General features: G+C 64.3%; 9 protein-coding genes. 5 read left to right on the plus strand and 4 right to left on the minus strand.

Going from position 1 to position 12,124, the window contains the following annotated elements; translation table 11 throughout:
• The first annotated feature begins 3 nt into the window (after positions 1 to 3).
• From ttgB to B2790_RS12635, 5 genes are all read left to right on the plus strand, one after another.
• The gene (gene ttgB, locus B2790_RS12615) at positions 4 to 3,156 is read left to right on the plus strand and encodes a multidrug efflux RND transporter permease subunit TtgB (protein WP_286918942.1); all 3,153 of its coding nucleotides are present in this window, start codon (positions 4 to 6) and stop codon (positions 3,154 to 3,156) included.
• On the plus strand, positions 3,153 to 4,610 hold the full coding sequence (locus B2790_RS12620; protein WP_025340485.1) for an AdeC/AdeK/OprM family multidrug efflux complex outer membrane factor: 1,458 nt from the start codon (positions 3,153 to 3,155) through the stop codon (positions 4,608 to 4,610). Before ttgB ends, B2790_RS12620 begins: the two co-directional genes overlap by 4 nt.
• 359 nt (positions 4,611 to 4,969) lie before the next feature.
• Positions 4,970 to 6,226, plus strand: coding sequence for an OprD family porin (locus tag B2790_RS12625; protein WP_137162342.1), 1,257 nt, complete (start codon positions 4,970 to 4,972; stop codon positions 6,224 to 6,226).
• 183 nt (positions 6,227 to 6,409) lie between these two features.
• The gene (locus B2790_RS12630) at positions 6,410 to 7,333 is read left to right on the plus strand and encodes a LysR family transcriptional regulator (protein WP_286918943.1); all 924 of its coding nucleotides are present in this window, start codon (positions 6,410 to 6,412) and stop codon (positions 7,331 to 7,333) included.
• A gap of 194 nt (positions 7,334 to 7,527) precedes the next feature.
• Positions 7,528 to 8,052 carry a DUF962 domain-containing protein gene (locus B2790_RS12635; protein ID WP_046617257.1) on the plus strand — a complete coding sequence of 175 codons (525 nt, stop codon included), beginning with the start codon at positions 7,528 to 7,530 and terminating at the stop codon, positions 8,050 to 8,052.
• Between the two features lie 113 nt (positions 8,053 to 8,165).
• Here the strand turns inward: B2790_RS12635 and pcaC are convergent, their stop codons facing one another.
• Genes pcaC through B2790_RS12655 form a run of 4 tightly spaced genes read right to left on the minus strand, consistent with a single transcriptional unit; the run spans position 8,166 to position 12,027 of the window.
• Complete coding sequence (gene pcaC, locus B2790_RS12640) at positions 8,166 to 8,561, minus strand: 4-carboxymuconolactone decarboxylase (protein WP_003259581.1); 396 nt, start codon at positions 8,559 to 8,561, stop codon at positions 8,166 to 8,168.
• Between the two features lie 11 nt (positions 8,562 to 8,572).
• Complete coding sequence (gene pcaD / locus B2790_RS12645; protein ID WP_286918944.1) at positions 8,573 to 9,364, minus strand: 3-oxoadipate enol-lactonase; 792 nt, start codon at positions 9,362 to 9,364, stop codon at positions 8,573 to 8,575.
• Positions 9,365 to 9,375: 11 nt separating this feature from the next.
• On the minus strand, positions 9,376 to 10,728 hold the full coding sequence (locus B2790_RS12650; protein ID WP_274078304.1) for a 3-carboxy-cis,cis-muconate cycloisomerase: 1,353 nt from the start codon (positions 10,726 to 10,728) through the stop codon (positions 9,376 to 9,378).
• A gap of 9 nt (positions 10,729 to 10,737) precedes the next feature.
• The gene (locus B2790_RS12655; protein WP_286918945.1) at positions 10,738 to 12,027 is read right to left on the minus strand and encodes an MFS family transporter; all 1,290 of its coding nucleotides are present in this window, start codon (positions 12,025 to 12,027) and stop codon (positions 10,738 to 10,740) included.
• Positions 12,028 to 12,124: the final 97 nt, after the last annotated feature.

The raw sequence follows: 12,124 nt of genomic DNA on the forward strand, positions 1-12,124 counted from the left end.
ACCATGTCGAAGTTCTTTATCGATCGCCCGATCTTCGCCTGGGTGATCGCCTTGGTGATCATGCTGGTCGGCGCCTTGTCGATCCTGAAGCTGCCGATCAACCAGTACCCCAGCATCGCGCCGCCGGCCATCGCCATCGCCGTGACCTACCCGGGCGCCTCGGCGCAAACCGTGCAGGACACCGTGGTACAGGTGATCGAGCAGCAGCTCAACGGTATCGACAACCTGCGTTATGTGTCGTCGGAAAGTAACTCCGACGGCAGCATGACCATTACCGCCACCTTCGAGCAGGGCACCAACCCAGACACCGCACAGGTGCAGGTGCAGAACAAGCTGAACCTGGCCACCCCGCTGCTGCCGCAGGAAGTGCAGCAGCAAGGTATCCGCGTCACCAAGGCAGTGAAGAACTTCCTGCTGGTGATCGGCCTGGTGTCCGAAGACGGCAGCATGACCAAGGACGACCTGGCCAACTACATCGTCTCCAACATGCAGGACCCGATCTCGCGTACCGCGGGTGTGGGTGACTTCCAGGTGTTCGGTGCGCAGTACGCCATGCGTATCTGGCTCGATCCGGCCAAGCTGAACAAGTTCCAGCTGACCCCGGTCGACGTCAAGACCGCCGTGGCCGCGCAGAACGTGCAGGTGTCCTCCGGCCAGCTCGGCGGCCTGCCGGCCATGCCGGGTACCCAGCTGAACGCCACCATCATCGGCAAGACCCGCCTGCAGACTGCCGAGCAGTTCGAGAAGATCCTGCTCAAGGTCAACAGCGACGGTTCGCAGGTGCGTCTGGGTGATGTCGCCCAGGTTGGCCTGGGTGGTGAAAACTATGCCGTCAGCGCCCAGTTCAACGGCAAGCCGGCCTCCGGCCTGGCAGTTAAACTGGCCACCGGTGCCAACGCCCTGGACACCGCCAAGGCCCTGCGCAAGACCATCGCCGACCTGGAACCGTTCTTCCCGCCTGGGGTGAAAGCGGTATTCCCGTATGACACCACCCCGGTGGTCACCGAATCGATCAGTGGCGTTATCCACACCCTGATCGAAGCCGTGGTCCTGGTGTTCCTGGTGATGTACCTGTTCCTGCAGAACTTCCGCGCCACCATCATCACCACCATGACCGTACCGGTTGTGTTGCTGGGTACCTTCGGCATCCTTGCCGCTGCCGGCTTCAGCATCAACACCCTGACCATGTTCGCCATGGTCCTGGCCATCGGCTTGCTGGTGGACGACGCCATCGTCGTGGTGGAGAACGTCGAGCGGGTGATGTCCGAGGAAGGCTTGCCGCCCAAGGAAGCGACCAAGCGCTCGATGGAACAGATCCAGGGTGCCCTGGTGGGTATCGCCCTGGTGCTGTCGGCGGTACTGCTGCCCATGGCGTTCTTCGGCGGCTCCACGGGTGTGATCTACCGGCAGTTCTCCATCACCATCGTCTCGGCCATGGGCCTGTCGGTGCTGGTGGCGCTCATCTTCACCCCGGCCCTGTGCGCCACCATGCTCAAGCCGCTGAAGAAGGGCGAGCACCATGTGGCCAAGCGCGGCTTCTTTGGCTGGTTCAACCGCAACTTCGACCGCAGCGTAACCGGCTACGAGCGCAGCGTGGGCGCCATCCTGCGCAACAAGGTACCGTTCCTGCTGGCCTACGCACTGATCGTGGTCGGCATGATCTGGCTGTTCGCCCGCATCCCTACCGCGTTCCTGCCGGAAGAAGACCAAGGCGTATTGTTCGCCCAGGTACAGACCCCGGCCGGCTCCAGTGCCGAGCGCACCCAGGTGGTGGTCGACCAGATGCGTGAGTACCTGCTCAGCGAAGAGGCCGACACCGTGGCTTCGGTGTTCACCGTCAACGGCTTCAACTTCGCCGGCCGTGGCCAGAGCTCGGGTATGGCGTTCATCATGCTCAAGCCGTGGGATGAGCGCTCCAAGGAAAACAGCGTGTTCGCCCTTGCCCAGCGCGCCCAGCAGCACTTCTTCACCTTCCGCGATGCGATGGTGTTCGCCTTTGCCCCGCCTGCGGTGCTCGAACTGGGTAACGCCACCGGCTTCGACGTGTTCCTGCAGGACCGCGGCGGTGTCGGCCATGCCAAGCTGATGGAAGCGCGCAACCAGTTCCTGGCCAAGGCCGCGCAGAGCAAGATCCTCAGCGCCGTGCGCCCGAACGGCCTGAACGACGAGCCGCAGTACCAGCTGACCATCGATGACGAGCGTGCCAGCGCCCTGGGCGTGACCATCGCCGACATCAACAACACCCTGTCGATTGCCCTGGGTGCCAGCTACGTCAACGACTTCATCGACCGTGGCCGGGTCAAGAAGGTGTACATCCAGGGCGAGCCGAACGCGCGGATGAGCCCGGAAGACCTGCAGAAGTGGTACGTGCGCAATGGCGCCGGCGAAATGGTGCCGTTCTCCTCCTTCGCCAAGGGCGAATGGACCTACGGTTCGCCGAAGCTGTCGCGTTACAACGGTGTCGAGGCAATGGAAATCCTCGGTGCTCCGGCCCCGGGCTACAGTACCGGTGAAGCCATGGCCGAGGTCGAGCGCATTGCTGGCGAACTGCCAAGCGGCATCGGCTTCTCCTGGACCGGCATGTCCTACGAGGAAAAACTCTCCGGTTCGCAGATGCCGGCACTGTTCGCCCTCTCGGTACTGTTCGTGTTCCTGTGCCTGGCAGCCCTGTACGAAAGCTGGTCGATCCCGATCGCCGTGGTACTGGTAGTACCGCTGGGTATCATCGGTGCCCTGATCGCCACCAGCCTGCGCGGGTTGTCCAACGACGTGTACTTCCTGGTCGGCCTGTTGACCACCATCGGCCTGGCGGCGAAAAACGCCATCCTGATCGTCGAATTCGCCAAGGAACTGCACGAACAAGGCCGCAGCCTGTACGACGCGGCGATCGAGGCGTGCCGCATGCGTCTGCGCCCGATCATCATGACCTCGCTGGCGTTCATCCTCGGCGTGGTACCGTTGACTATCGCCAGCGGCGCCGGCGCCGGCAGCCAGCACGCCATCGGTACTGGCGTGATCGGCGGCATGATCAGTGCGACCGTGCTGGCTATCTTCTGGGTACCACTGTTCTTCGTCGCAGTGTCGTCACTGTTCGGCAGCAAAGAGCCGGAAAAAGACGTCACCCCTGAAACTCCACGTTATGAGGCTGGGCAATGACCAAGTCTTTGTTGTCCCTGGCAGTAACCGCTTTCATTCTTGGCGGCTGCTCACTGATCCCTGACTACCAGACCCCGGAATCGCCGGTGGCTGCGCAGTGGCCGCAAGGCCCTGCGTACTCGCCGACGCAATCGGCGGAAGTTGCCGCCGCCGAGCAGGGCTGGCGCCAGTTCTTCCACGACCCGGCACTGCAGCAGCTGATCCAGACATCGCTGGTCAACAACCGCGACCTGCGCGTTGCCGCGTTGAACATCGACGCCTACCGTGCGCAGTACCGCATCCAGCGTGCCGACCTGTTCCCGGCGGTTTCGGCCACCGGCAGCGGCAGCCGCCAGCGCGTACCGGCGAACATGTCGCAGACGGGCGAAGCGGGCATCACCAGCCAGTACTCGGCCACCCTGGGCGTCAGCGCCTATGAGCTGGACCTGTTCGGCCGCGTGCGCAGCCTGACCGAGCAGGCCCTGGAAACCTACCTGTCCAGCGAGCAGGCGCGTCGCTCCACGCAGATCAGCCTGGTGGCCAGCGTGGCCAACGCCTACTACACCTGGCAGGCCGACCAGGCGCTGTTCAAGCTGACCGAAGAAACGCTGAAGACCTACGAGGAAAGCTACAACCTCACCCGTCGCAGCAACGAAGTCGGCGTAGCCTCGGCACTCGACGTCAGCCAGGCGCGTACCGCCGTGGAAGGCGCCCGGGTCAAGTACTCGCAGTACCAGCGCCTGGTCGCCCAGGACGTCAACAGCCTGACCGTGCTGCTGGGCACCGGCATTCCCGCCGACCTGGCCAAGCCTCTGGAGCTCAATGCCGACCAGCTGGCCGAAGTACCGGCCGGCCTGCCGTCGGACATTCTCCAGCGTCGCCCGGACATCCAGGAAGCCGAGCACCTGCTCAAGGCCGCCAACGCCAACATTGGCGCGGCCCGCGCAGCGTTCTTCCCGAGCATCAGCCTGACCGCCAATGCCGGCAGCCTGAGCCCCGACATGGGCCACCTGTTCTCGGGCGGCCAGGGCACCTGGCTGTTCCAGCCGCAGATCAACCTGCCGATCTTCAACGCCGGCAGCCTGAAGGCCAGCCTGGACTACTCGAAGATCCAGAAGGACATCAACGTCGCCAAATACGAAAAGACCATCCAGACCGCCTTCCAGGAAGTCTCCGATGGCCTGGCGGCGCGCAAGACCTTCGAAGAGCAGCTGCAGGCGCAACGCGACCTGGTGCAGGCGAACCAGGACTACTACCGCCTGGCCGAACGCCGCTATCGCATCGGTATCGACAGCAACCTGACCTTCCTCGACGCCCAGCGCAACCTGTTCAGCGCCCAGCAGGCACTGATCGGCGACCGCTTGTCGCAGCTGACCAGCGAGGTCAACCTGTACAAGGCGCTTGGCGGTGGCTGGTACGAGCAGACCGGGCAGGCCAACAACCAGCAGGCAGCGGTGGAAGCACCGAAGAGCTGATTGACCTGTCAAAGCATCAAGCCCACCCTCGCGGTGGGCTTTTTGTTTTGTGTTGCCTGTGCTGGCCTCTTCGCGGGCTTGCCCGCTCCCACAGGGCCACCACAGTTTCCAAGGCTGTGGTGATCCTGTGGGAGCGGGCAAGCCCGCGAAGAGGCCAGCACAGGAAAAACAATTAACCAACCAGAACATTCCGTTCGATTATCGCCCGCTTCCGTTTGTGGCGAATTGCCTCACCCCAGCCCTACGCCGCACCATCCTCCCCACGCAACGTTGCCCCGGTTCATCCCAAAAGACCCGCACCTGCAGGCCGCACCCTGCAGCGTACCGGCTCGCCCATAAAAACAAGAGATCCACGACAGATGAGCACTTTGCAACCCGCACGCCAGCTGCTGCCCGGCCTGTTGGCCATGTCCTGCGCACTCCCCGTGTTCGCCGCCGACCAAGGTGGTTTCCTGGAGGACGCCAAGGCCACCCTCAACCTGCGCAACTTCTACATCAACCGCAACTTCGTCGACCCGGCCCACCCGCAGGCCAAGGCCGAGGAGTGGACGCAGAGCTTCATCCTCGACGCCCGCTCCGGCTTCACCCAAGGCACCGTCGGTTTCGGCGTGGACGTACTGGGCCTGTACTCGGTCAAGCTCGACGGCGGCAAAGGCACCACCAACACCCACCTGCTGCCGGTGCACGACGACGGCCGCCCGGCCGATGACTTCGGCCGCCTGGGAGTGGCACTGAAAGCCAAGCTGTCCGAAACCGAGCTGAAAGTGGGTGAATGGATGCCGGTACTGCCGATCCTGCGCTCGGACGATGGCCGCTCGCTGCCGCAGACCTTCCGCGGTGGCCAGCTGACCTCGAAGGAAATCGCCGGCCTGACCCTGTACGCCGGCCAGTTCCGCGGCAACAGCCCGCGCAACGACGCCAGCATGGAAGACATGTCGCTGAACGGTAAGGCCGCATTCACCTCCGACCGTTTCAACTTTGGCGGCGGCGAGTACACCTTCAACGACAAGCGCACCATGATCGGCCTGTGGGATGCCCAGCTCAAGGACATCTACCGCCAGCAGTACTTCAACCTGGTGCACAGCCAGCCCCTGGGCGACTGGACCCTGGGCGCCAACCTGGGCTACTTCATCGGCAAGGAAGACGGCGCCGAACGCGCTGGCGAACTGGACAACCGCACCGCCTCGGCCATGCTCTCGGCGCGCTATCAGGGCCACACCTTCTACGTCGGCCTGCAGAAAGTCAGCGGCGACGACGCCTGGATGCGGGTCAACGGCACCAGCGGCGGCACCCTGGCAAACGACAGCTACAACTCCAGCTTCGACAACGCCAAGGAGCGCTCCTGGCAGGTGCGTCATGACTTCAACTTCGCCACCGTCGGCGTACCAGGCCTGACCCTGATGAACCGCTACATCAAGGGTGACAACGTCACCGCAGGCGGCGTGGACGATGGCAAGGAATGGGCGCGAGAAACCGAATTGGCCTATGTGGTGCAGTCGGGCAGCTTCAAGGACCTGTCGGTGAAGTGGCGCAACTCCACCATGCGCCGGGACTTCAGCACCAACTCGTTCGATGAGAACCGGTTGATCGTGAGTTACCCGCTGAATCTCCTCTGAGTTCTTCGCGGGACCGCACCAGCCTTGAAACCTGTGCGGTCCCTGTGGGAGCGGGCATGCCCGCGAAGAGGCCAGAAGCCCCAGCAAATAACGATAAGCTATAAACAAATCAATAAACCTTCTTTGACGACATATGCAGCAACCGCTTGAATAGGCCCCTGATCCCCGCCCCAGAGCCGTGACATGGACCTCCGTCAGCTGCGCTACTTCATCGCCCTCACCGAATACCGCAGCTTCGTCCGTGCCGCCGAGGCCATGGGCATCACGCAACCCGCCTTCAGCCGTGCCATCCAGAGCCTGGAGCACAGCTTCGGCTGCCCACTGGTCGACCGCGCCAGCAAAGCCCTGCCGCCCACCCCCGAAGGCTTGGTGGTGCTGCAACATGGCCGACGCCTGGTACAAGGTGCCGCGCAGCTGAGCAACGAAGTGCTGCAGATGACCAAGCTCGACGCCGGCGAGCTGCATTTCGGCAGCGGCCCGGCGCTGGCTGTGCGCCCGGTGCCCGACGCCCTGCGCCACTTTCTCGAACGCCACCCGGGCATCCGCACCTCGCTGCTGGTGGACAACGCCGAACGCCTCGGCCAGGCTCTGCGCCGCGAGCAGATCGAGTTTTTCGTCGACGATATCCGCCCGTTCGAAGCCGACCCCAACTTCCACACCGAGCCCCTTTCACCGCGCCCCGGCCTGTTCTTCTGCCGCCCAGGGCACCCATTGCTGGCCAAGGACAGCCTGTCGACCAACGACCTGTTCAGCTACCCCCTGGCCAGCGCCCTGCTCGCCCCCGGCGTGCGCAAGCGCCTGGCCAACCTGAGCGGGCGCAGCGATTTCACCCCGCACCTGCAAACCGAGCACCTGGCCGTGCTGCGCAGCGTGGTGCAGGCCAGCGATGCCATCGGCACCGCCAGCGAGGAAGCCGTGGCCGAAGACCTGGCCAGCGGCCGCCTGGTGCGCCTGCACTGGCGCAACCTGCCACCGGCGCTGGAAGTGCTGAGCGTGCGCTGTGGCGTGGTCAGCCGCAGCGGTTACCGGCTGTCGCCGGCGGCGCGAGCGATGATCGAGACGCTAGTGGGGCTGGATATGCCAGTGCGGGCTGCTGCCATTCGCTGAGCTGATGATGGTGGTGGCTGCGGGCTATCCTGATCACTATCCGGTCACAGGTTGCCTGTACTGGCCTCTTCGCGGGCTCGCCCGCTCCCACAGGTAATCCACCTGGCTTGAAAACTGTGGTGATCCTGTGGGAGCGGGCAAGCCCGCGAAGAGGCCGGTTCAGGCAAAACAAAGCTGAACAGGGAGGCACAACAATGAAAACCCTCGTCGACCACCTGAGCCAATACGCCAGCTACCACCGCGACCCACGCAACATCGCCACCCACTTCGTCGGCATCCCGATGATCGTGCTGGCGGTCACCATCCTGCTGTCGCGCCCTGGCTGGGAGGTAGCCGGCATGTGGCTGTCCCCTGCCCTGCCGGCGGCGGCAGCCTCGGTCTGGTTCTACCTGCGCCTGGACCTGCGCTTCGGCCTGGTGATGGGGTTGTTGCTTGGGCTATGCCTGTGGGTCGGCCAGGTGCTGGCGATGCAGACGACAGCGCTGTGGCTCGGTGCCGGGCTGGGGGCGTTCGTGGTGGGCTGGATCATCCAGTTCGTCGGCCATTACTACGAAGGCCGCAAGCCGGCGTTTGTCGACGATGTCAGCGGATTGATCATCGGGCCGTTGTTCGTGGTGGCAGAAGCGGCATTCATGCTCGGCCTGTGCCCGGCCCTGAAGCAAGCCGTGGAAAGCAACGCCGGCCCAGTGGCCATGCGGCAGAAGAATGCGGCCATGTAAACATTCCATGGCCCTATCGCCGGCAAGCCAGCTCCCACAGGGACTGCACTGCCCTCAAGCCTGATGCTATCCCTGTGGGAGCTGGCTTGCCGGCGATAGGGCCGGTACAGGCATTACTGCTGTCGCGACTCCACGCCCAGCTCATCCCACACCGACTCAGCCATGTGGAAGGTGGCATTGGCCGCCGGAATGCCGCAATAGATCGCGCTCTGCATCAGCACTTCCTTGATCTCGTCGCGGGTCACGCCGTTGTTGGCCGCCGCGCGCAGGTGCAGCTTCAGCTCGTCGTTGCGGTTCATGCCAATCAGCATGGCGATGGTGATCAGGCTACGGGTATGGCGCGGCAGGCCCGGGCGAGTCCAGATGTCACCCCAGGCGTGGCGGGTGATCATCTCCTGGAACTCGCCGTTGAAGTCGTTGAGCTTCTCCAGGCTGCGGTCCACGTGGGCATCGCCAAGCACTGCGCGGCGTACCTGCATGCCGGCGTCGTAACGTTGTTTCTCGTCCATGGCGGTATCCCTCAGTGAGCCAGCAGGAAGTCGAGCACGCGGCGGCTGAACGCCTCGCCGATCTCGACGTTGGACAGGTGCGCCGCCGGAAAGTCGACGTACTCGGCACCCGCGATACCGGCCTGCATGAAGCGGCCGTGCTCCGGAGTGGTCACCACGTCCTCGGTACCGGCAACGATCAGCGCCGGCACCAGGATACGGCCCAGTTGCTCGCGGTAATCGGCATCACGCACCGCCGCGCAGTTGCCGGCATAACCTTGCGGGCTGGTTTGCGCGAGCATCTGGCAGATGCGCTGGGCCTGCGCTGGCTGGGCCTGGGCGAAACCTGGGGTGAACCAGCGGGCGATGGAGGCATCGCGCAGGTCGAGCATGGCCTGCTGGCCGCCCTTGAGCACGGTGTCGATACGGGTGTTCCACACCTCGTCGTTGGCGATCTTGGCGGCGGTATTGCACAGGGTCAGGCTGTGCAGGCGCTCGCCGGCATTGATGCCCAGCCACTGGCCGATCAGGCCGCCCATCGACAGGCCGACGAAGTGCGCCTTGGCGATATCCAGGCCATCGAGCAGGGCCAGCACGTCACGGCCCAGCTGTTCGATGCTGTAAGGGCCTTCAGTGACCAGCGACCCACCGTGGCCACGGGTGTCGTAGCGCAGCACGCGCAAGTGCTGGCTCCACAGTGGAATCTGCGTGTCCCACATGCCCAGGTCGGTACCGAGCGAGTTGGACAGGACCAGCACCGGGGCGTTTTCCGGGCCATCGATCTGGTAATTCAAAACGCCATCGGCCAGTTGCAAATGCGCCACAGCGGTCTCCTTCAGGCAGTGAAACGTTGATGTTCGGACACGGCGCGCGCCACCCAGACGCGGGCCTGGCCCAGGTAATGGGCAGGGTCGAGCAAGCGATCGAGTTCTTCGGCTGACAGCTCGGCGCTGACTTGCGGCTCTTCACCCAGCACGGTGCGCAGGTGGCGCTGTTCGGCCACGGCGCGCTGGCAGCACTGCTCCAGCAGGTGGTGGGCGTGGTCGCGGCCCAGGCGCTGGGCAAGGACGATGCTCACCGCTTCGGCCAGCACCAGGCCCTGGGTCAGGTCGAGGTTACGGCGCATGCGCGCGGCATCCACTTCCATGCCCTCGGCAATCACCTGGGCCTGGCGCAGCGCACCAGATACCAGGCAGCAGATGTCCGGCAGGGTTTCCCATTCGGCATGCCACAGGCCAAGGCTGCGCTCATGCTCCTGGGGCATGGCGGCGAACAGCGTCGAAACCAGCCCCGGCACGCGGGTCGCGGCACCGATCAGCACCGCAGCGCCGACAGGGTTGCGCTTGTGCGGCATGGTCGAAGACCCACCCTTGCCCGGCGCGGAAGGCTCGAACAGTTCCCCCGCCTCGGTCTGCATCAGCAGGCTCACATCACGGCCGAACTTGCCCAGGCTACCTGCGACCAGGCCCAGCACCGAGGCAAACTCCACCAGGCGGTCGCGCTGGGTGTGCCAGGGCTGCTCGGGCAGGTTCAGCTTGAGCTGCTCGGCCAGGGCTTCGGCCACCGGCATCGCCTTGCTGCCCAAAGCCGCCAGGCTGCCCGAGGCGCCGCCGAACTGCAGCACCAGCAAGCGTGGGCGCAGCTCCTGCAGGCGCTGGCGGTGACGGGTCAAGGCGCCCAGCACACCGGCCAGTTTCATGCCCAGGGTCACCGGGGTGGCATGCTGCAGCCAGGTGCGCCCCACCAGCGGCGTGTCGGCGTGCTGCAAGGCCTGGCGCGACAAGGTATCGGCCAGCTTGCCGAGGTCGGCTTCGATCAGGTCGAGGGCAGCGCGCAGCTGCAGGACCAGCCCGGTATCCATCGCGTCCTGGCTGGTGGCGCCCAGGTGCACATAGCGCTCGGCCTCGGGCACGCCACTGGCAATCACCTTGCCCAACGCCTTCACCAGAGGGATCGCCGAGTTGCCAGCAGTGGCGATGGCATTGGCCAGCGCGCCAACGTCATAGCGCTCGGCGTGGCACGCCGCCTCGATGGCCGCTACCGCGCTATGCGGGACCAGCCCGGCAGCCGCCTCGGCCCGCGCCAGCGCCGCTTCGAAATCGAGCATGCCCTGCAGGCGGCCCCGGTCGGAGAAGATCTCGCGCATGGCCGGTGCGGTGAAGTAGGCGTCGAACAGTTGGTTGGTCATGCCACGTCCTTAATCATCGTGGTGCAGGTACGCGGCCTGCTTCGGCAAGCGCAGGCTGAACAGGAAGGCAATCGCCATCATCGCTGTCACGTACCAGTAGAAAGTGTTTTCCATGCCCAGGGTCTTCAGGCCCAGGGCAACGTATTCGGCCGAACCGCCGAACGCCGCGTTGGCCACTGCATAGGCCAGGCCCACGCCCAGCGCACGCACCTGCGGCGGGAACATCTCGGCCTTCACCAGCCCGCTGATCGAGGTGTAGAAACTGACGATACACAACGCTAGGGTAATCAGCACGAAGGCCATGAACGGGCTGCTCACGGTTTTCAGCGCCATCAGCAGTGGCACTGTGAACAGCGTACCCAGGGCGCCGAACAGCATCATCGAATTACGCCGGCCGATGCGTTCGGAGAGCATGCCGAAGAACGGCTGCAGCACCATGAACAGGAACAGCGCGCCGGTCATCACGTAGCTGGCGTTTTTCGCAGTCATGCCAGCGGTGTTGACCAGGTACTTTTGCATGTAGGTGGTGAAGGTGTAGAAGATCAGCGAACCGCCCGCGGTATAGCCGAGCACGGTGATGAAAGCCGCCGCGTGGTTGCGGAACAGGCCCTTGATGGTACCGGCGTCCTTGTCCTGGCGGGTTTCGGCGCCGCTGGTCTCATGCAGCGAGCGGCGCAGCATCAGCGAGATCAGCGCGGCAATGGCGCCGACCACGAACGGAATGCGCCAGCCCCAGGCGCGCAGTTCTTCTTCAGTGAGCAGCTGCTGCAGGATCACCACCACCAGCACCGCCAGCAACTGGCCGCCGATCAGGGTCACGTACTGGAACGAGGCGAAGAAGCCGCGCTGGCCGCGCAGGGCCACTTCACTCATGTAGGTGGCAGTGGTGCCGTATTCGCCGCCTACCGACAGGCCCTGGATCAGCCGGGCCAGCAACAGCAGCGCCGGGGCCCAGGTGCCGATGCTGGCATAGGTGGGCAGGCAGGCGATCATCAGGGAGCCGAAGCACATCATCAGCACCGAGATCATCAGGGAATTCTTGCGACCATGGCGGTCAGCGAGGCGGCCGAAGATCCAGCCACCGATGGGGCGCATCAGAAAGCCCGCGGCGAACACGCCTGCCGTGTTCAACAACTGCACGGTGGGGTCGTCGGAGGGGAAGAAAGCCGGGGCAAAGTAGATCGCGCAGAAGGCATAGACGTAGAAGTCGAACCATTCCACCAGGTTGCCTGAAGAGGCACCAACGATAGCGAAGATGCGTTTACTGCGTTCTTCGCCGGTGTAATAGGCTGAGGTCATGGTGAGTTTACTCCTGGAGGGTCGCAGGTAATTCTAGACACACCTGGTAACACACTCGTTCCGCTATCTGGCTGGCTATTGGCCTTGAGTCTGGCAG

The organism is Pseudomonas sp. UBA6753 (assembly GCF_002453565.1).
Classification (GTDB): domain Bacteria; phylum Pseudomonadota; class Gammaproteobacteria; order Pseudomonadales; family Pseudomonadaceae; genus Aquipseudomonas; species Aquipseudomonas putida_Z.

Coding starts and splice junctions, on each gene's coding strand:
- ttgB (WP_286918942.1), top strand. CDS start 4: ATGTCGAAGTTCTTTATCGATCGCCCGATCTTCGCCTGGGTGATCGCC.
- B2790_RS12620 (WP_025340485.1), top strand. CDS start 3,153: ATGACCAAGTCTTTGTTGTCCCTGGCAGTAACCGCTTTCATTCTTGGC.
- B2790_RS12625 (WP_137162342.1), top strand. CDS start 4,970: ATGAGCACTTTGCAACCCGCACGCCAGCTGCTGCCCGGCCTGTTGGCC.
- B2790_RS12630 (WP_286918943.1), top strand. CDS start 6,410: ATGGACCTCCGTCAGCTGCGCTACTTCATCGCCCTCACCGAATACCGC.
- B2790_RS12635 (WP_046617257.1), top strand. CDS start 7,528: ATGAAAACCCTCGTCGACCACCTGAGCCAATACGCCAGCTACCACCGC.
- pcaC (WP_003259581.1), bottom strand. CDS start 8,561: ATGGACGAGAAACAACGTTACGACGCCGGCATGCAGGTACGCCGCGCA.
- B2790_RS12650 (WP_274078304.1), bottom strand. CDS start 10,728: ATGACCAACCAACTGTTCGACGCCTACTTCACCGCACCGGCCATGCGC.
- B2790_RS12655 (WP_286918945.1), bottom strand. CDS start 12,027: ATGACCTCAGCCTATTACACCGGCGAAGAACGCAGTAAACGCATCTTC.